This window comes from Sphingomonas bisphenolicum, assembly GCF_024349785.1.
GTDB lineage: Bacteria > Pseudomonadota > Alphaproteobacteria > Sphingomonadales > Sphingomonadaceae > Sphingobium > Sphingobium bisphenolicum.
In genome coordinates, this window is sequence record NZ_AP018817.1 from 1,599,168 (window position 1) to 1,618,390 (window position 19,223).

The 19,223-nt window shown below is 65.3% G+C and carries 18 protein-coding genes, 1 tRNA gene and 1 pseudogene; 9 read left to right on the plus strand and 11 right to left on the minus strand.

Annotated features, from left to right (window positions below):
• Positions 1 to 174: 174 nt before the first annotated feature.
• From atpD to SBA_RS07990, 6 genes are all read right to left on the minus strand, one after another.
• The gene (gene atpD, locus SBA_RS07965; RefSeq protein WP_224547728.1) at positions 175 to 1,620 is read right to left on the minus strand and encodes a F0F1 ATP synthase subunit beta; all 1,446 of its coding nucleotides are present in this window, start codon (positions 1,618 to 1,620) and stop codon (positions 175 to 177) included.
• A gap of 24 nt (positions 1,621 to 1,644) precedes the next feature.
• Positions 1,645 to 2,529, minus strand: a complete 885-nt coding sequence (locus tag SBA_RS07970) for a F0F1 ATP synthase subunit gamma (protein WP_169570857.1) — start codon at positions 2,527 to 2,529, stop codon at positions 1,645 to 1,647.
• 3 nt (positions 2,530 to 2,532) lie between these two features.
• Positions 2,533 to 3,156, minus strand: coding sequence for a LysE family translocator (locus tag SBA_RS07975; protein WP_261936472.1), 624 nt, complete (start codon positions 3,154 to 3,156; stop codon positions 2,533 to 2,535).
• Positions 3,157 to 3,162: 6 nt separating this feature from the next.
• Positions 3,163 to 4,692 carry a F0F1 ATP synthase subunit alpha gene (gene atpA / locus SBA_RS07980; RefSeq protein WP_261936473.1) on the minus strand — a complete coding sequence of 510 codons (1,530 nt, stop codon included), beginning with the start codon at positions 4,690 to 4,692 and terminating at the stop codon, positions 3,163 to 3,165.
• 3 nt (positions 4,693 to 4,695) lie between these two features.
• On the minus strand, positions 4,696 to 5,250 hold the full coding sequence (locus SBA_RS07985) for a F0F1 ATP synthase subunit delta (protein WP_261936474.1): 555 nt from the start codon (positions 5,248 to 5,250) through the stop codon (positions 4,696 to 4,698).
• 183 nt (positions 5,251 to 5,433) lie between these two features.
• Entirely contained in the window at positions 5,434 to 7,005 is a 1,572-nt protein-coding gene (locus tag SBA_RS07990) for a S1C family serine protease (RefSeq protein ID WP_261936475.1), read from the minus strand.
• A gap of 111 nt (positions 7,006 to 7,116) precedes the next feature.
• Between SBA_RS07990 and ada the strand changes: the two are divergent.
• Together ada and SBA_RS08000 are read left to right on the plus strand one after the other, a co-directional pair.
• Positions 7,117 to 8,189, plus strand: a pseudogene (gene ada, locus SBA_RS07995) (bifunctional DNA-binding transcriptional regulator/O6-methylguanine-DNA methyltransferase Ada).
• Positions 8,190 to 8,272: 83 nt separating this feature from the next.
• On the plus strand, positions 8,273 to 9,790 hold the full coding sequence (locus SBA_RS08000; protein WP_261936476.1) for a hypothetical protein: 1,518 nt from the start codon (positions 8,273 to 8,275) through the stop codon (positions 9,788 to 9,790).
• Here SBA_RS08000 and SBA_RS08005 read toward each other — a convergent pair.
• Positions 9,711 to 9,917 carry a DUF1289 domain-containing protein gene (locus SBA_RS08005; RefSeq protein WP_315975802.1) on the minus strand — a complete coding sequence of 69 codons (207 nt, stop codon included), beginning with the start codon at positions 9,915 to 9,917 and terminating at the stop codon, positions 9,711 to 9,713. The genes SBA_RS08000 and SBA_RS08005 overlap by 80 nt on opposite strands.
• Before the next feature lie 223 nt (positions 9,918 to 10,140).
• Here SBA_RS08005 and SBA_RS08010 point away from each other — a divergent pair, with 223 nt between their 5' ends.
• From SBA_RS08010 to SBA_RS08020, 3 genes are read left to right on the plus strand one after another with little or no spacing between them, the layout of a single operon-like run.
• Positions 10,141 to 10,605: a YfiR family protein gene (locus SBA_RS08010; protein WP_224547717.1), complete on the plus strand. Its 465-nt coding sequence runs from the start codon at positions 10,141 to 10,143 to the stop codon at positions 10,603 to 10,605.
• A gap of 3 nt (positions 10,606 to 10,608) precedes the next feature.
• The gene (locus SBA_RS08015; protein ID WP_261936477.1) at positions 10,609 to 11,835 is read left to right on the plus strand and encodes a diguanylate cyclase domain-containing protein; all 1,227 of its coding nucleotides are present in this window, start codon (positions 10,609 to 10,611) and stop codon (positions 11,833 to 11,835) included.
• A gap of 16 nt (positions 11,836 to 11,851) precedes the next feature.
• Positions 11,852 to 12,343, plus strand: coding sequence for an OmpA family protein (locus SBA_RS08020; RefSeq protein ID WP_261936478.1), 492 nt, complete (start codon positions 11,852 to 11,854; stop codon positions 12,341 to 12,343).
• A gap of 3 nt (positions 12,344 to 12,346) precedes the next feature.
• On the opposite strand, the gene SBA_RS08025 is transcribed toward SBA_RS08020, so the two are convergent.
• Both SBA_RS08025 and SBA_RS08030 read right to left on the minus strand, forming a co-directional pair.
• On the minus strand, positions 12,347 to 14,518 hold the full coding sequence (locus SBA_RS08025; RefSeq protein WP_261936479.1) for a primosomal protein N': 2,172 nt from the start codon (positions 14,516 to 14,518) through the stop codon (positions 12,347 to 12,349).
• A 38-nt stretch (positions 14,519 to 14,556) separates the two neighbouring features.
• Positions 14,557 to 15,210, minus strand: a complete 654-nt coding sequence (locus SBA_RS08030; RefSeq protein WP_261936480.1) for a DUF2490 domain-containing protein — start codon at positions 15,208 to 15,210, stop codon at positions 14,557 to 14,559.
• A gap of 131 nt (positions 15,211 to 15,341) precedes the next feature.
• Here SBA_RS08030 and fsa point away from each other — a divergent pair, with 131 nt between their 5' ends.
• Both fsa and SBA_RS08040 read left to right on the plus strand, forming a co-directional pair.
• Complete coding sequence (gene fsa / locus SBA_RS08035) at positions 15,342 to 15,995, plus strand: fructose-6-phosphate aldolase (RefSeq protein WP_224547708.1); 654 nt, start codon at positions 15,342 to 15,344, stop codon at positions 15,993 to 15,995.
• A 67-nt stretch (positions 15,996 to 16,062) separates the two neighbouring features.
• Positions 16,063 to 16,404, plus strand: a complete 342-nt coding sequence (locus tag SBA_RS08040; protein WP_261936481.1) for an antibiotic biosynthesis monooxygenase family protein — start codon at positions 16,063 to 16,065, stop codon at positions 16,402 to 16,404.
• A gap of 99 nt (positions 16,405 to 16,503) precedes the next feature.
• On the opposite strand, the gene SBA_RS08045 is transcribed toward SBA_RS08040, so the two are convergent.
• Positions 16,504 to 16,580: transfer RNA gene (locus SBA_RS08045), tRNA-Arg, on the minus strand.
• A 112-nt stretch (positions 16,581 to 16,692) separates the two neighbouring features.
• Between SBA_RS08045 and SBA_RS08050 the strand changes: the two genes are divergently transcribed.
• Together SBA_RS08050 and SBA_RS08055 are read left to right on the plus strand one after the other, a co-directional pair.
• Positions 16,693 to 17,412: a queuosine precursor transporter gene (locus tag SBA_RS08050; RefSeq protein ID WP_261936482.1), complete on the plus strand. Its 720-nt coding sequence runs from the start codon at positions 16,693 to 16,695 to the stop codon at positions 17,410 to 17,412.
• Between the two features lie 60 nt (positions 17,413 to 17,472).
• Positions 17,473 to 18,456: a GGDEF domain-containing protein gene (locus SBA_RS08055; protein ID WP_261936483.1), complete on the plus strand. Its 984-nt coding sequence runs from the start codon at positions 17,473 to 17,475 to the stop codon at positions 18,454 to 18,456.
• Here SBA_RS08055 and truA read toward each other — a convergent pair.
• Positions 18,449 to 19,204 carry a tRNA pseudouridine(38-40) synthase TruA gene (gene truA, locus SBA_RS08060; protein ID WP_261936484.1) on the minus strand — a complete coding sequence of 252 codons (756 nt, stop codon included), beginning with the start codon at positions 19,202 to 19,204 and terminating at the stop codon, positions 18,449 to 18,451. The two genes, SBA_RS08055 and truA, sit on opposite strands and share 8 nt — an antisense overlap.
• Positions 19,205 to 19,223: the final 19 nt, after the last annotated feature.

Here is a 19,223-nt window from a genome sequence, read left to right on the forward strand (position 1 = left end):
CTCTCCACCCTCCCGTTCAAGTCTTAGGAGGGGCGCGTGACCCTCCTAAGAGGGCCGGGGGTGGGTGAGATTGCGCAGCAATCGCCTGCAATCCGTCGGGATGGATTGATGCTCGCTTCGCTCGCGACCCACCCCCAACCCCTCCCTTGGAAGGAGGGGCAATATTTATCTGGCTTACGCCGCTTCGGCCGCCAGCTTCTTGGCTTTTTCGACCGCTTCGTCGATGCCGCCGACCATGTAGAAGGCGTTTTCGGGCAGATGGTCATACTCGCCATCGACCACGGCCTTGAACGACTTCACCGTGTCTTCGATCTGGACGAACTTGCCGCTGATGCCGGTGAAGACTTCGGCGACGTGGAACGGCTGCGACAGGAACTTCTGGATCTTGCGCGCGCGGGCGACGGTCAGCTTGTCCTCTTCCGACAGCTCGTCCATGCCCAGGATCGCGATGATGTCCTGCAACGACTTATACTTCTGCAGGATCGACTGGACCGCACGCGCGGTGTCATAATGTTCCTGGCCCACGGTGCGCGGCTCCAGCACGCGGCTGGTGGAGTCGAGCGGATCAACCGCCGGGTAGATGCCCAGCTCCGAAATGGCGCGGTTGAGAACGGTCGTCGCATCCAAGTGCGCGAACGAAGTCGCCGGCGCCGGATCGGTGAGATCGTCCGCGGGGACGTACACGGCCTGCACCGAGGTGATCGACCCCTTGTTGGTGGAGGTGATGCGCTCCTGCAACTGGCCCATGTCGGTCGACAGGGTCGGCTGATAGCCCACCGCCGACGGAATACGGCCGAGCAGAGCGGACACTTCCGCGCCCGCCTGGGTGAAGCGGAAGATGTTGTCGACGAAGAACAGCACGTCCTGATTTTCGACGTCGCGGAAATATTCGGCGATGGTCAGGCCCGACAGGGCGACGCGCGCGCGGGCGCCCGGGGGCTCGTTCATCTGGCCATAAACCAACGCAACCTTCGAGCCTTCGCTGATCGCATTGCCGTCGGCATCCTTGGCGATGACGCCGGCGTCGAGGAATTCGTGGTAGAGATCGTTACCCTCGCGGGTACGCTCGCCGACGCCTGCGAAGACCGAGGTGCCGCCATGGCCCTTGGCGATATTGTTGATCAGTTCCTGAATGAGAACCGTCTTGCCGACGCCCGCGCCACCGAACAGGCCGATCTTGCCGCCCTTGGCGTAAGGAGCGAGCAGGTCGATGACCTTGATGCCGGTGACCAGGATCGCGCTTTCGGTCGACTGGTCAACGAACTCGGGGGCCTTGGCATGGATCGGCGAACGCATGTCGGTGGCGACCGGGCCGCGCTCGTCGATCGGCTCGCCGACGACGTTGAGGATGCGGCCGAGCGTCGCGGGGCCGACGGGAACGCTGATCTGCGCGCCGGTGTCGGTCACTTCCTGGCCGCGGGTAAGGCCTTCGGTCGAATCCATCGCGATGGTGCGAACGGTGTTTTCACCCAGATGCTGGGCGACTTCCAGCACCAGGCGCTGGCCGTTGTTGCTGGTTTCCAGCGCCGACAGGATCGACGGGAGCGCATCGGGGAAGGTCACGTCGACGACGGCGCCGATGACCTGCGAGATGCGGCCTACATTGTTGGTGGTTGCCATGACTGCTTCCTTGCGTGCGGGGTCTTAGAGGGCTTCAGCGCCCGAGATGATTTCGACGAGTTCGGTGGTGATCGCGGCCTGGCGGCTGCGGTTATACTGGATCGTCAGTTTGCTGATCAGGTCGCCTGCGTTACGCGTGGCGTTGTCCATCGCGGTCATCGACGCGCCCTGTTCGGACGCGTTGTTTTCCAGCAGCGCCTTGAAGAGCTGGATCGAGATGTTGCGCGGCAACAGGTCGTCCAGGATCGCCTCCTCGCTCGGCTCATATTCCACCGTGGCGGGGATGGCGTTGCGGTCGGCGTCGGCCGGAATCTTGACCGGGATGATCTGCTGTTCGGTAGGAATCTGCGCCAGTGCCGACTTGAAGCGCGAATAGAAGAGGTGCGCGATGTCGAACTTGCCGTCGAGGAACATCTTGCTGAGTTCCTGCCCGATTGCCTGCGCCTGGTCGTAGCCCGGCTGCTTGGCGCCGGTGGTGTCGAACTGGGCAACGATCTTGCCGGGATAGGCGCGATTGATGACCGGACGACCCTTGCGGCCGATCAGGTAGAATTGCACCTTCTTGCCGTCCAGCTCCAGCGCGCGTGCCTTCGCGAGCGCGGCCTTCACGATATTGGCGTTAAAGGCGCCGGCTAGACCACGGTCGCTATTGGCGACGACCAGCAGATGGACTTCGTCCTTGCCGGTGCCGGCGAGCAACGGGGAAGCCCCTTCGCCCGTGCCGCCCGCGATCTTCGACGCGAGGCTGGCGACGACCGCTTCGAGGCGGCTGCTATAGGGGCGTGCGGCCTCGGCCGCGGCCTGCGCCTTGCGCAGCTTGGCGGCGGCGACCATCTGCTTCGCCTTGGTGATCTTCTGGGTCGATTTCACCGACCCGATCCGGATCTTCAGTTCCTTGAGGCTAGCCATAAATCACACGTTCCGAGCAAGGGCCAGACGGCCCGCGAGACCAAAGAAACCGACGCCCATGGCGCCTTCGAACCAGCGCATCGCGCTGCTCTGCCCGACCGAGCGACCAGCCTTCGTGGCCAGCAGCGCGAGCAGGGCGCACCAGACGAAGCCCAGCGCATAGACGATCGCGATCAGTGCCATCCCCTGAAAGGGCGCGGCCGGGCCGGTGCCGACAAACTGCGGCAGCGCGGCCAGGAAGAAGATCGCGACCTTCGGGTTCAGCACGGTGCTGATGAACCCTTGCGTGAAGGGCGATCCGCCGATCCGCAGCTTTTCCGCCGTCACCTCTACCGGCTTGATCGCGCCGCGCAGCAGGCCAAGACCCATCCAGGCGAGGTAGAGCGCGCCCGCGATCTTCACCGCCATGAACAGCCCCGGCACCGCGTTCAGCACGCTGAGGAAGCCGAAGCCGCACAGCAGCATGTAGAACAGGCCGCCGAGCTGGATGCCGCCGATCGCCGCCATGCCGGCCTTCAACCCGCGGCGCGCCGCGTGGCCGGCCACCAACATGGTGTCCGGTCCCGGCAGCAACACCAGACCGATCGACATCACGGTCCAGGCAAGAAGGCTATGGGCGGTGAGCATCGTGCCTTACGCGAAGGTCTTGCCGAATGCGTCGAGCGCCGCCTTCAGCTTGCCCTTGGCGTCGTCGCCCAGATCCTTGCTGTCGCGGATCGCGGTCAGCACTTCGGGGTGATCGTGACGCAGATAGGCGAGCATCAGCTCTTCATAGCGGGTCACGTCCTTGACGGCGACGCTGTCGAGATAGCCGTTGGTGCCCGCGAAGATCGACGCGGTCTGCTCTTCGAACGGCAGCGGCGAGAACTGACCCTGCTTGAGCAGCTCGGTCAGGCGCGCGCCGCGGTTCAGCAGCTTCTGGGTCGAGGCGTCGAGGTCCGAACCGAACTGGGCGAAGGCCGCCATTTCGCGATACTGGGCCAGCTCCAGCTTGATCGAGCCGGACACCTTCTTCATCGCCTTGGTCTGCGCAGCGGAACCGACGCGCGACACCGAGAGGCCTACGTTGATGGCCGGACGGATGCCCTGGTAGAAGAGGTTGGTTTCCAGGAAGATCTGGCCGTCGGTGATCGAAATCACGTTGGTCGGGATGTAGGCGGACACGTCGCCCGCCTGCGTTTCGATGATCGGCAGGGCGGTCAGCGAACCCGATCCATTGTCCTTGTTCATCTTCGCAGCGCGTTCCAGCAGGCGGCTGTGGAGATAGAAAACGTCGCCGGGATAGGCTTCACGGCCCGGAGGACGACGCAGCAGCAGCGACATCTGGCGATAGGCGACGGCCTGCTTGGACAGATCATCATAGACGATGACGGCGTGCATGCCATTGTCGCGGAAATATTCGCCCATCGTCACGCCGGTGTACGGCGCAAGATACTGGAGCGGTGCAGGCTCAGAAGCGGTCGCGGCGACGACGATGGAATATTCCATCGCGCCATTTTCTTCGAGCTGCTTGACGATCTGCGCGACGGTCGAGCGCTTCTGGCCGATCGCGACGTAGATGCAATAGAGCTTCTTGCTCTCGTCATCGCCGGCGTTGGCGGCCTTCTGGTTGATGAAGGTGTCGATCGCGACGGCGGTCTTGCCGGTCTGGCGATCGCCGATGATCAGTTCGCGCTGACCACGGCCGACGGGAACCAGCGTGTCGATCGCCTTGAGGCCGGTCTGCACGGGTTCATGCACCGATGTACGCGGGATGATGCCGGGCGCCTTGCGCTCGACGCGCATGCGCTGGTCGGACACGATCGGACCCTTGCCGTCGATGGGATTGCCCAGGCCATCCACGACGCGGCCCAGCAGGCCCTTGCCCACAGGCACGTCGACAATGGTGCCGGTGCGCTTGACGGTGTCGCCTTCCTTGATCTCGGCGTCGGAGCCGAAGATCACGACGCCGACATTGTCGGCTTCCAGGTTCAGCGCCATGCCCTGCACGCCATTGGCGAATTCGACCATTTCACCGGCCTGGACATTGTCGAGGCCATGGACGCGGGCGATGCCGTCACCCACGGTCAACACGGAACCGACTTCGCTGACCTGCGCTTCGGTGCCGAAATTGGCGATCTGGTCCTTGATGACCTTCGAAATTTCTGCGGCGTTGATATCCATGACTTAGCCTTTCATCGCCTGGGCGAGCGTATTCAAACGTGTGCGGATGGAGCTGTCGATCATCTGGCTGCCGATCTTGACGACCAGCCCGCCCAGGATCGCGGGGTCGACCTTTGCATCGAGCGTAACCTCGCGGCCGACGCGCGCCTTCAGGCTTTTGGCCAGGGCGCCGATTTGGGTCTTGGTAAGCGGGTGGGCGCTCGTCACTTCGGCGCGCGCTTCACCCTTGTGATTCGACAGGAGCGTTTCATAGGCACGGATGACGGCGGGCAACTGGCCCAGGCGACGGTTCTGCGCGAGCACGCCCAGAAATTTTGTCGTCAATACATCGGTCCCCATGGAGGATGCGACGGCGGCGATCGTCTTCCCGCTTGCATCCCGGCTGAGCACGGGGCTGTTGATCAGGCCCTTGAAATCGGGGGATTGGGCGACGGCCGCCTTCAACCCGGCCAGGCTGTCCGCCACCGTGTCGAGTGCGTTCGCGTCGCGGGCCAGATCGAACAGCGCCACCGCGTAGCGGCCGCTGAGGCTAGCCTGAATGCCGCTGTTAATCTCCACGCGCTTGCCGTCCTCCGTAATTGCGGGTCATGCAAAAAGAGGGCGCGGTCTGATCCCGTCCCGAGCCCCTGTTGCCCGGCCGGTTAGCAGCGGGATTATGACTATGCAAGTCATGTGACGCGATTCCATCGATAGTGCGAAATCACGTCTATTTGACTGAGTATTTCAGCCGCGACGAATCGGTTATTCGGCAGGATCGGCCGGGGCAAGCCGTCCCTTTTGGCAATGATAGACAATCCGCTCGTTGGGCTGGGCGGGCAACAACGCGCCAAGGTCGGTCTGGAGCGTGGCGATCCGGGCGAGCAGGGCGGAGTCGGCGCCGCAGCCCTTGATCGTCCCCTTACCGGTCTCGTCCTTCAAAAGCGCGCGCGCTTTGTCCATCGTATCCAGATCGGGCAGCCAGCGCTGCACCCGCAGCGTGCCGGTCGCCGGGTCGAACTGGCTGGTGGACACATAATTGGCCTCGTCGGGCACGCTCGCGCGCTGCCACAGGGTGCCGGATGCGACATATTGGGTGTCGCCGTTGACGCAGCCGCCTTCCGCCCAGTTGAGGCCGATATCGTTGGGCTGCGATATGGTCAGCCGGCTGCGCGCCAGATCGACCTTGCAGACATTCTCGCCGCTCCAGGCGAAGGCGCTGTTGCCCACGATAGACTTGTCCGCAGGCAGCTTCACCCGCTCGTCGATGCTGGCAAAGCTGGGCTTGAAGAAGAAGAGGCCCAGCGCCGCGAACAGCAGCACGCCGCCGCCCGCCAGGAACCAGGTCGACTGTTTTTCCTTGCCCTGCGTGTAGAACAGCCCGCCCGCACCCAGGCCCAGAACCGCGAGCGCCAGCAGGACGGCGGCGCCCGCCATCGCATTCTCGCGCGCGGTGATGACGTCGCGTTCCGCCGCATCGCGGGCACGGGTCATGGCCTGTTCGCGCGCATCGGCGCTGGCCCGGCTCTTCTGCTCGGTCGCCTGCGATTCGCGCTGGGTGATGCTGGCCTCCGCCGCATCGGCCTCCGCCATGGAGCGGCAGGGCACGACGGTATGGAGCGACGACACGCCGGCCTGGCGCAAGAAGGAGGCGATTTCGCGCCACGATACGGCGAAGCCGAATTCCGCATCATTGCCGTCCGATACCGACCCGAAGCTGTTGACGCCCAGCACCCGGCCGCAATCGTCGGTCAGCGGCCCGCCGCTGTTGCCGGCCGCGAGCGGGGCGGTGTGCAGCAGCGTGTCGAAACTCTGGCTGGCGCGGCCGGACGAGATGTTGCCGCTGGTCTTCACCGTCGCGAGCGGCTCGACCATCTGCTTGAGACCCAGGCCCTGCGCCCGGTCGACCGTGCCGGGATAGCCGATCGCTGTCACATGCTGCCCGTCGGTCACGGCCCCGGCGTAGAAGGTCGACACCGGCAGGCGGCCTTCCTCCAGCTGGATCAGGGCCAGGTCGTTGCCCGGCGAATAGGCGATGATTCGCCCGCCATAGGTCTTGCGCCCTTCCGACGGGATGACGCCGATGACGAGATTTTTCTCCTCGCGCGCCAGTTCGACGACATGGGCGTTGGTCAGCACCTTGTCCGGTGCGACGGCAAAGCCGCTGCCATGGCCGACGAAGTAGGCGTCCGATCCATCTGTCGCGACTAGCGCGACGCGCACGACCCCGCGGGCGGCCGCAGCGATGTCCTGCTGTTCGGCATGAAGCGACGCAGGCGCAAGCAAGGCGATCAGGCAGCCTAGGGCAGGGGCGAAGCGGCGGGATAGGGCGATCATCGTGGCGCATTCATATGCGATGCCGGGCGCGGCGCAATCGGGAAATGCCGCGGCGCCTTTGACAGCAAGGCGCGGGAAGCATGGTCAAGCGCGCCGGGCTATCCCATATGCATGAACCAGATGACTCGCTTTAAACCCGCCCCAAACCGCGTTGACGCCGCGATGCCGGACGATGACGCCTGCTGGGACGCCTTCCTGGCGCGCGACCGGGCGATGGATGGTCGCTTCGTCGGCTGCGTCGCGACGACCGGCATCTATTGCAAGCCCAGTTGCGCCGCGCGGCACCCCAAGCGGGAGAATATGGCCTTCCTGCCCGATCCGGCGGCGGCGCGGGCGGCGGGCTATCGCGCCTGCCTGCGCTGCCATCCCGACGCGGTCGGGCGTGACCGGCTGGCGGTGGCGGCGGCGATCGCCTTCATTGAAGCGGCGGAGGAGGCCCCCGGCTGGACGCGATCGCCGCTCATGCCGGCTATGCGCCGCATCATTTCCACCGCCTGTTCAAGCGCGAGACGGGGCTGACCCCCGCGGCGTATGCACGAGGATTGCGAACGGAGCGGCTGAAGGCGGCGCTGGCGCAGCCGGGCAACGTGACCACCGCCATTTACGAGGCGGGCTATAGCGCGCCAAGCCGCGCCTATGCTGACGCCGAGCAGCATCTGGGCATGACGCCCAGCGCCTGGAAGGATGGCGGGCGAGGCGCAGCGATTCGCTGGCGCGTGGTGGACAGCAGCCTGGGTCCGATGCTGGTGGCGGCGACGGACAAGGGCCTGTGCCGGATCAGCTTCGGCGAAGGCGAAGCCGCGTTGCGCACCCGCTTCCCGCACGCCGCTTTGCTGCCTGCGGACGCGGCGCTCGACGCGATGGCGGAGCGGGTGGCGGCTCTGGTCGACGATCCCGCAGCGGGCGCCGACCTGCCGGTCGACATGCGCGGCACCGCCTTCCAGCAGGCGGTCTGGGCGGCGTTGCGCGCGATCCCGCCGGGCGAGACGCGCAGCTATGCCGAGATTGCCGCCGCGATCGGTCGCCCCGGCGCGGTGCGAGCGGCGGGGACGGCGTGCGGCGGCAACAATCTGGCTGTCCTCATCCCCTGCCACCGCGTCGTGCGCGGCGATGGCGGGCTGGGCGGCTATGCCTGGGGCGCAGACCGGAAGCAGGCGCTGCTGGCGCATGAAAGGCGCAAGTGAAGGTCAAAGTCCGGAGATAATGCATCTTTTCATTCGCAGCGGGCTCCGCCACCTTGGGATGAGGCCTTGGGGGACGGATGGGAATGATGCGAATCTGGATGAAGGCGCTGGCCGGGTTGGCGCTGGCGTTGGGCAGCATGGGGACGGCGCAGGCCGCCTGGTGGCAGGCGCAGACCCGGCATTTTACGGTGTATCGCGAAGGCAGTGACGACAAGCTGCGGGATTTTGCCGAACGACTGGAGAAGTTCGATTTTCTCCTGCGGGCGATCACGCAGGTCACCGATCCGGAACGCGGCAGCCCGGTCAAGGTCTATCTCCTGTCCAGCGAGGACAAGGTGCGAGCGCTGGCGGGCAATCCCAATATCGGCGGCTTCTATACCACCTCCGATCGCACCGCCTATGCCGTGCTGTCGCGCGGCGCCAAGACCAGCCAGTTCGATTTCGGGGCGGAGGAAATCCTGTTCCACGAATATACCCATCATTTCATGCTGCATCATTTCCCGGCCGCCTATCCGGCCTGGTATGTGGAAGGTTTTGCCGAATTTTTCTCGGTCGTGAAATTCCCGAAGGACGGGTCGATCGAGTTCGGCCATGTACCCCTGGCGCGGGCGCCCGGCCTGGTGCTGGGGTCGCCTTATCCGGTGAAGAATCTCTTTGCCCGCGACGCCAATGGCCTCAGCCTGCGCGACGGCGATCGTTATTATGGGACGGCCTGGCTGCTGACCCATTATTATCGCTACAAGGCGGATCGGCGCGAAGAGATCACGCGCTATCTCCACGACTTGGCCGAGGGGGTGAAAGACATGCAGCCGGACAGCTATTTCGCCGGCGGGCTGGCGGGACTGGAAAAGGACTTGAAGGCCTATATGCGCCACAGCCTGTCGGCTTCGCGCCTGACCCCGAAGGAACTGACCATCGGCGAAATCCTGGTCAGCCCGGTCGATCCGGCGCAAGCGGCGCTGATCGGGGAGGAATTGGAACTCATGGGCGATCCGGGCAAGGAGGACGCGCCCAAGCTGGCCGCCTCGATCCGCGCCATTGCCGCCAAATATCCCGCCAGCCCCTATGCTGCTGCGTTGCTGGCCGAGGCGGAATGGACAGCCGGGCAGGCGGACGCGGCGCTGGCCGACGCCGACCGGGCGATTGCCCTCGACCCCCAGTCGGCACGCGGCTATGCCGCGCGTGCGCGGGTGTTGTTGGAGCGCGCGCATGACAGTGACAGGGCGGAAGACTGGAAGGCCGCACTGACCTCGATCGTGCGCGCCAATCGGGCCGACACCGAAGACCCGGTGCCGCTGTCGCTCTTCTACCGTTATCATGCGATGCGGGGCGGCAAGATGCCGGACCTGGGCTATGACGGCCTTTACAAGGCGTTCACCCTGCTCCCGCAAAGCTCGGATTATCGCTTCGCGTTGGTCCATGCGGTTGCCGCGCGAGGCGATTACAAGAGCGCGTCGATCCTGCTCGATCCGATCGCCTATTCGCCGCATGGATCGGAAATGCGTGACTCCGCACTCAGGCTCAAGGCCGAATTTGACGCCCAGGCGGCGGAAAGGGAGAAGGCCGGTCCGGCGGCTGAAAGTCCTTTACCCGCTTCATGACGGCGGCGCGCGCGGCGTCGGTCATGCTGCGCCAGTGGACGATTTCATCGATCGTTCGGCCGCAACCCGTGCAGGCTGCGCGGTTGCGATCGAGTGCGCAGAGGTTGCGGCACGGACTGTCCATCATGGCGATCTATCCTGCAATCCGGGTTTCGGCCAGCAAGGTCGCAGTAACAAGGCGTCTCATGATCGCAGGTGAAACGATTTTTGCTGCTTTTTACATCTGATTAACTATAAATGGCGGCAAGCCTTCGGGCATGGGGGTGTAGTCGGGCTTGCGGTGTTTGTTGTTCTTGTTGCTGCTGCTGACACCGACTGCCCTTTTGTCGGCACCCGCGATTCAGCCCGTCATGATGCCCCTCGGCCCCGGTCCCGATGCCGTGGCGGATAGCACTGCACGCATGGTCGGGGCGATCCTCGACTATACGCGCTGGCCCGCTCCCCGGACGATGGTGCGGCTCTGCCTGACAGGGGCGCCGCGTCACGCCGGGCGGATGGGCGACATCATTCTGTCGAATGGCGCACGCGTCGCAGCGTCCAGCCTGGACGAGGCGCAGGAAGGAGCGTCCGATCGCTGCGATGCCCTCTATATAGGCCCGATGAACGGGGCGGCGATGCGTCGACTGATCGCGGGCGCGGGCGGCCAGCCGGTGGTGACGATCGCGGAGGATGACCCGACCTGCCGCAGCGGCGCGATGTTCTGCCTGCTCTACACGCCGCAATCCCTGTCCTTCCAGCTCAGCATCGACGCCGTGTCGCGATCTGCCGTGCGCATCGACCCGCGTGTCCTGCGCCTGTCGAAAGGAGGCTACTGAACCATGAGAGCCTCGAACCGATCCGCCATGCCGACTTTGCGTCAGGTGCTGGCGCGCGGGCATATGCGCCTGATCTTCGTCGCGGTGCTGACGGCCGCCATCACCCTGATGGTCACGGGCGTGCTGGTCATCCGCGGCTATGCCGACCGCAACCTCGCCCTCATCGCCCGCACCGTGGCCTATACGGTCGAACCTGCGCTGGTGTTCGAGGATAGGGATGCGGCACAACGCGGCATCGTGGCGGTGGCGGCGTCGGAAAGCGTCCATCATGTCGCCGTGCGCGATACGCGCGGCCGCACGCTGGTGGAATGGCGCCGGCCTGCGGAAGGGGCGATGGCGACGGTCGAGCGCGGCATCGCCGATCTGATTGCGCCTTCGCCGGCGCTGGCCGATATCCGGCGCGGCCCGGCCGTGATCGCGCAGGTGCAGATTTATGGCGGCGCGGACGGCCTGGGTCGGTTCATCCTGTCGGGGCTGGCGACCGCGCTCGCCTGCCTCGTTCTCACATTGGTAGCGACCTGGACCTTGTCGCGCCGGTTGCAGCGCGACGTGACCGAGCCGCTGGGCCGGATCGCGGACGTCGCCCATGCCGTTCGCGCCGACCGCCAGTTCGACCGTCGCGTGCCGACATCCGACATTCAGGAAGTGGATCAGCTCGGCCGCGATTTCAATGCGTTGCTGGACGAGCTTCATGACTGGCACAAGGGTGTCGTCACGCACAACCGGATGCTGGAGCGGCAAGCGACCCGCGATGTGCTGACGGGGCTTGGCAACCGCGCGATGTTCGAACAGCTGCTGCCTGCCGCGGTGGCGCAGTCCGATGCGCAGGCGCGATCCTTCGCCATCCTCTATATCGACGTCAACCGCTTCAAGCAGGTCAACGACACCCATGGCCATGACGCCGGTGACGCGCTGCTGATCGTCATCGCCGCCCGGCTGCGCGCCGTGCTGCGTCCCGAAGACGAAGCCTTTCGCCTGGGCGGCGACGAATTCGCGCTGATCCTGGCGCCGGGCCTGTCGGCGGATCAACTGGCCGCGATCAAGGCGCGCATCGCCGATGGCATGGCCCAGCCGATCATGCTGCCCAATGGCGAACGCGTCGATGCGTCGCTCAGCATCGGCAGCGCCTGCTATCCGGAGGACAGCGCCGACGCGCGCGACCTGCTGCGCCATGCGGATGCAGCCATGTATGCGGCCAAGGCGGGTCGCGCCATCCATCGCGATCGCTGACATCATAGGGACCAGAATGCGCCACCATCTGCTTTTCCTCTCGCTGTTTCTGCTGGCCGCCTGCCAGACGGTGCAGCCGCCGCGAACGGCCGCTTTCACCCCGCAACAGGTGGCCGCGCTCCAGCAGCAGGGCTTCGAACCGTCGGGCGACGACTGGCAGTTCGGCATGGCCGACCGGCTGCTCTTCGCTACGGAGGAAAGCACGCTGATCCCGGACCAGAAAATGGCGATCGGGCGCCTGTCGGCTGTACTGGCCGGGGTCGGCATTCGCGGGGCGCGTGTGGAGGGACATACCGATTCGACGGGATCGGCCAGCTATAATGATGCGCTGTCGCTGCGGCGCGCGCAGGCGGTGGCCGATGCGCTGGTCGGCGGCGGCATGGCGCGGCCGGCGATGCGGGTTGCCGGCATGGGCGCGCGCATACCTGTGCAAAGCAATCGGTCGGCCAGCGGGCGGCGGGAGAATCGCCGCGTGGTCATCATCGTTTCACCCGCCGATGCGGGCTGAGCGTTACATGAAGCTGTAGGGATCGACGTCCACCGCTACTCTGGTGCCTGATTTCCAGGCCAGATTGCCCAGCCATTCGCGGATCGCCGCCTGAATGTCCACTGCGCGCGTCGCGTGGATCAGCAGGCGATGACGATGGCGGCCGCGTAGCACGGACAGTGGCGCTGGCGCAGGACCATAGACGCGCATCCCTTCGATCACCGGCGCCGACTTGCCGATCAGCCGTGCGGTCTGCGCCGCCTCGTCGGCATTCTCGCTGGAAATGATGATCGCGGCGAAGCGGCCGAAGGGCGGGGCGTTGGCGCGCCGCCTGTTCTCCGTCTCGACCGCGTAGAAGCGCTCGGTATCCCCCTCGATCAGCGATTCGATGACCTCGCTGGTCGGCATCCGCGTCTGGATGAACACCTTCCCCGGCTTCTCGCCGCGTCCGGCGCGGCCGGCCACCTGCACGATCTGCTGGAAGGTGCGCTCGGCCGCCCGCAGGTCGCCGCCCTCCAGCCCCAGATCCGCGTCGATGACACCGACCAGCGTCAGGTTGGGGAAATGATAGCCCTTGGTGACCAATTGCGTGCCGACGATGATGTCGATGTCGCCTGCCTCCACCGACTTCACGAAATCTGCGGCGCGGGCAGGGGAACTCAGCGTATCGGACGTTGCGATGGCGGTGCGCGCCTGCGGCCACAGCGCCTTCACCTCGTCGGCGATGCGCTCGACGCCGGGGCCGCAGGCGACCAGGCTGTCCTCCTCCTTGCATTCCGGGCAGCGTCGCGGCGCGGGGACGACGTGGCCGCAATGATGGCAGGCGAGCCGGTGCGTCAGCCGATGCTCGACCATCCAGGCGGTGCAATTGGGGCACTGGAACCGATAGCCGCAATGGCGGCACAAGGTCAGCGGCGCATAGCCGCGCCGGTTGAGGAAGAGCAGGCTCTGCTCGCCCTTCGCCATCACCTCGTCGATCGCCTTGACCAGAGGCGGCGCGATCCAGCGGCCGCGCTCGGGCGGGTCTGTCAGCAGGTTGATCCCCTCGATCGTGGGCATCTCCGCCCCGCCATAGCGCGATGGCAGCTTGATCTCCGCATAACGGCCCAGTTCGACCTGATGCCGCGTCTCGATCGCCGGGGTGGCCGATGCCAGGACGACCGGAAATTTCTCGATCAATCCGCGCATCACCGCGACGTCGCGGGCATGATAATGGACGCCGTCTTCCTGCTTGAAGCTGGCCTCATGCGCTTCGTCCACGACGATCAGGCCGAGATTGGGATAGGGCAGGAACAGCGCGGACCGTGCGCCTACCACCACCTGCGCTTGGCCCGTCGCGATGGCGCGCCACGCCCGCCGCCGCTCGCTCTGGCGCAGGCCGCTATGCCAGTTGACCGGCACCGTGCCGAACCGCTTCTCGAACCGTTCCAGAAAGGGTTCGGTCAGCGCGATCTCGGGCAGCAGCACCAGCACCTGCCGGTCGGCCCGGATCGCGGCGGCAATCGCCTCGAAATAGACCTCCGTCTTGCCCGATCCGGTGACGCCGTCGAGCAGGAAGGGCGCGAAGTCATGCGCCCGTACCGCGTCCGCCATGGTCGTCGCGGCGCTGGTCTGCGCCTCCGACAATATGGGTTGCGCATGGCCGGGATCGGGCATGGGGAAGGGCGTGTCGACGCTCACCTCCACCGCTTCGAATATGTCCTGCTTGATGAGGCCGCGGATCACCGCGTCGCTCACCCCGCCGATCATCGCCAGTTCGCGGATCAGCCCCTGCCGCTCGCCGATCCGTTCCAGAGCCTGCGCGCGCTGTTCGGTCATCCGGTCGGGCGCAGCCCCGGTGGCGCGATACTCGATCACCGTCCGCGCCCCTTCCAGCGCAGCCATGGAGGAGAGCGCCATGCGCAGCACCGCGGCGGGCGGGGCGAGATAATAGTCCGCCGTCCATTCGATCAGCCGGCGTAGCGGTTCGGGCAAGGGCGGGGCGTCCACCACCTCGACCAGATTGCGCAGTCGATTGTCGCCCACGGTCTCGACATCGGGAAAGCTTTCCTCTTCCCACACTACGCCGACCAGTTGGCGCGGCCCCAGCGGCGCGACGACGATGCTGCCGGGCTGCACGGTCATGCCGTGCGGCACGCGATAGTCGAGCGGCCCCAGGGCGGCGTTGAGAATGAGGACACGGGCGCGCGAAGACATGGACCGTCCTTAGCGCGCCGGGCGCGCCAGGCAAATCGTCAGAGCCGCCAGCTCAGCGTCAGCCAGGGAATATGGGCGACCGTATCGGGCCGTCCGTCGCGAAAATTCTGCTGGCGCATATAGAGCAATTGCGCGTCCACGGTCCTGGCGATCGGATGGCGCAGGCCGACCTGGTTGCGCATCGTCGCCAGTCCGGTCTGGTCGTTCGGCCGTGCGCGGTTGAGGTGGAAGAAGATTTCGGTCGCTGCGATCACCGTCCATCGCTTCGCCCGGTCGATCGGCGCCGCCACCTGCACCCTCTGGCGCAGCCGCCAGCTCGCATGGTCGGCATTGTCGAAGAAACGCTGCTCGATCCGGGTTCGGCTCGTCCAGATGCCGCTGGCCAGCGTCGCCTGCTGGAACAGGCGCATTTCCTGGTCCACCTCGCTGCGCAGATAGGCGATGCCGCCGCCCAGTTGGAGCGCGGGGGTTATCCTGTGGTCGATGACGACACGGGCGAGAAACTGTTCGCCGCCGCTCTTGCCGTCAGACCGCAGGCGCTGGCTCGAATCAATGGTGATGATGTTCGACTCGCCCGCATGAAAGATCGCCTGTTCGGTGCTCCATGCCTGTGTTTCTTCCGTCGCCGCTCCCGCCGGCGAAGCGCCCAGCACGCCCAGGGGAATCGTCAGCAAACGGGCGGCGCGTTTCATGCTCGGTCCTTTGGAAAGGTGCGTCGGCCTTAGTCGCGCCCGGCAGGCGATGCAATTCATGCCGCCGGCATGGTGAATCCGGTCGCCAGCCGCTAAAGGAGCGCGATTCGCCCTATCCCCGGAGTCCCCCCATGAAATTCTTCGTCGACACTGCCGACACCGCCGAAATCCGTGAACTGGCCGCCACCGGCCTGCTGGACGGCGTCACCACCAACCCGTCGCTGATCCATAAATCGGGCCGCAAGTTCCTGGAAGTGGTCGAGGAAATCTGCGGTATCGTCGACGGCCCGGTGTCGGCCGAAGTCGTCGCGCTCGACCATGAGACGATGATGAAGGAAGCCGCCGTGTTGCGGAAGATCGCCGACAATGTCTGCATCAAGGTGCCGCTGACGATAGATGGCCTCAAGACCTGCAAGGCGCTGACCGACGATGGCGTGCTGGTCAATGTCACGCTCTGCTTCTCGGCCAACCAGGCACTGCTGGCGGCAAAGGCCGGCGCAAGCTTCATCTCGCCCTTCGTCGGCCGCCATGACGATAATGGTTTCGACGGCATGGCGCTGATCCAGGATATCCGCCTGATCTACGACAATTACGGCTTCGACACCGAAATTCTGGTCGCGTCGGTTCGCCACCCCATCCATGTTCTGGAAGCCGCCCGTATCGGCGCGGACGTGATGACCGCGCCGCCCGCCGTCATCAAGATGCTGTCCAAGCATGTGCTGACCGACAAGGGTCTCGAAGGCTTCGCCGCCGACTGGGCCAAGACCGGGCAGACCATCCTCTGACTTGTCCGGCCGGGGGCAGGAACCTGCGCCCGGCCCATTCATTCTCCTTGGGTAAAGGAGATGGGCGATGTTCGTCGCGGTCTATTGGTGGCGGGTCCATCCCGGCAAGGAGGATCAGTTCTGCGCAGCCTGGCGGCGTGGCACCGACTTGATCCGGGAAAAATATGGCAGCTACGGTTCCCGGCTGCATCGCGACGCCGACGGTCGTTTCGTCGGCTATGCCGAATGGCCTGACGAGACGACCTGGCGGGCGGCATTCGAGCAGAAGATGATCTACGACGATCCCGCGACGCGGGCCGCGTTCGTCGATGCCATCGCCGAGGTGCCTGCGGACGCCGATCCGATTTTCACGATGACAGTCGTTGACGACCGGCTGGTGCGCCGCGTCGACGCCGAACAGGTAGACTAGCCGATGCGCGATCCAGACAAGCCCGATTTTGGTTTCTTTTGGTTTGCCCTGCTGCTCACCATATTCGGCCTGCTATTCATGATGTTCTACCGCTGAATATGGCGACCCCGGCTGGATTCGAACCAGCGACCATTCGCTTAGAAGGCGAATGCTCTATCCAACTGAGCTACGGGGCCATGCGGATGCCGCGATAGCGGGCGGGAATGCAGCTTGCAACAGGGCGGCTTGCAACAGGAGGGCTTGCCCGGCCGACTTGCAATCATCCAACCACGCGATATGCAGTATCGCATGGACAATGGGGCGGTTCACAAGGTCGATGCAGCGGCGCTGGGCGCACGGCCGCTGCGCTATTACGACTTTTTCATGGCGGCGTTCGTTGCCATCCTGCTTCTTTCCAATCTGATCGGCGCGGCCAAGCTCTCGACGCTGGGCGGCTTCACCTTCGGCGCCGGCATCCTCTTTTTTCCGCTGGGTTATGTTATCGGCGACGTGCTGACGGAGGTCTATGGCTATGCCCGCGCCCGCCGCTGCGTCTGGGCGGGGTTCGGCGCGATGCTGTTCATGGCGTTGATGAGCTGGGTGGTCGTCGCGCTGCCGCCCGCGGATGGCTGGCCCGACCAGAAAGCCTATGAGGCGGTGTTTGGCAGTACGTGGCGCATCGTCTTCGCTTCGCTCGTGGCCTTCTGGGCGGGTGAACTGGCCAACAGCTTCGTCCTTGCCCGTATGAAGCTGCTGACGCAGGGTCGGCATTTGTGGATGCGGACCATCGGCTCCACCGTCATCGGGCAAGGTGTGGACAGCCTGCTCTTCTACCCGCTGGCTTTCTGGGGCGACTGGAGCAATGCGCAGGTGCTGACGGTTATGGTCACCAACTGGGCGATGAAGGTCGGCTGGGAAGCGGTACTCACGCCGGTCACCTATATGGTGGTCAACGGCCTCAAGCGGCGCGAGGGGCTGGACGTCTATGACAGCGGCACCAACTTCACGCCCTTCCGCACCCGCCTCTGAATTTTACGACTGCGCGGCGGCGTAATCACCTGTTTACCATTTTCCGTGCAAGAGCGGACGATGAGCAGGCAGTCGCACCGACAGTTCACGGGAACATTTTCAGGCAAATCTTTTTCCACGTCGGTGCCGGCTCCTTCGGCGCCGGCTCAGGTCGTGGGGGTGGACGGGCAGATCGCCGCTGCTCTCGCACTGGAGCAGCGCCGGTTCGAGGCGACCTTTCTTCATGCACCGGTCGGCATCGCCCATGTGGGGCTTGATGGCGCTTTCCTGCTCGTCAATCCGCGTTTCTGCGAAATCAGCGGCTATGACGCGGAAACGCTGATCCGCACCGGATTCCAGCAGATCACCCATCCGGACGATCTCCATGCGGACGAGGCGCTGCTGGCGCGGCTCAACGCCGGCGAATTGCCGCGTTACGCGATGGAAAAACGCTATATCCGTGCCGATGGAACGATCATCTGGATCAACCTGACGGTCGCGATGGTGCGTGACGATGATGATCGCCCCGAACTCTATGTGGCGGTGATAGAGGATATGTCGGACCTGCGGCAGGCCAGTTTCGAGGCGATGCATGATCCGCTGACCGGCCTTCTCAATCGCCGGGGGTTCGCGTGCCGGGCCAAGGATGTGCTGGCCCATGCGGCGCACGCCCGGCTGAGCACCAGCTTGCTGTTCCTGGACCTCGACGGGTTCAAGCAGTTGAACGACGGTCAGGGCCATGCCGCGGGCGACGGCTGCCTGACCGATATCGCCCAGTTGCTGAAGGCGCAGGCCGACGCGGGCGATGTCGTCGCGCGGATCGGTGGCGACGAATTTCTGGTCCTGCTGGCGGATCGGGACGCGCAGGCGGTACAGGCCTTTGGCGAGGACGCACGGCAGGCGCTTGCATCCTATGGCATGGGCGTCAGCGGCAGCTTCGGCCTCGTCACCGTCGACACACCCGATCCGGCCGATCTCGACCGGCTGATTGCCTGCGCCGACGACGCGATGCGTGCGGCCAAGCGCGCCGGCAAGAATCAGGTCTGCACCGCCGCCTTCATCTGACGGCCGCGGCGGGATAGGTCGCCTGCACGAAATATAGTCCGTCCGGCGGGGCGTTGAGGCCCAGCGCCGCCCGATCCCTGGCCTCCAGTGCGGCGCGCAGATCCCCTGCACTCCATCGCCCCATGCCGACCATCGCCAGGCACCCGACCATCGATCGCACCTGGTGATGAAGGAAGGAGCGCGCCGCCGCGTGGATCGCGATCCGGTCGCCGTCGCGTTCGACATCCAGCCGGTCGAGCGACTTGACCGGGCTTTGCGCCTGGCAATGGGCCGACCGGAATGTGGTGAAGTCGTGCCGCCCCACCAGTATCTGCGCTGCATCCTGCATCGCCGGCACATCGAGCGGCTGGATCACCCGCCACGCCAGTCCTTGCTCGAAGGTCAGCGGCGCACGGCGGTTGGCGATCCGATAGACATAGGACCGACCGATACAGGAAAAGCGCGCATGCCAGTCGTCGGCGACCGGCTGGCACGCCAGGATGGCGACCGGATGGGGCCGCATCCTGGCGTTGATCGCCTCCATCAGCCGAAAGGGCGCGATGACCTTGTCGATCTCCGCATGGGCGCGCATGGCCAGGCCGTGGACGCCCGCATCGGTGCGACCGGCGGCATGGATCACGGCGCGCTCGCCCGTCACGGCGAAGATCGCGTCCTCGATCGTCTGCTGCACGCTGGGGCCATGGGCCTGGCGCTGCCAGCCCATGAAGGGGCGGCCGTCAAATTCGACGGTGAAGGCGAACCGGGTCATATCCCGCCTCCGTTCGTTT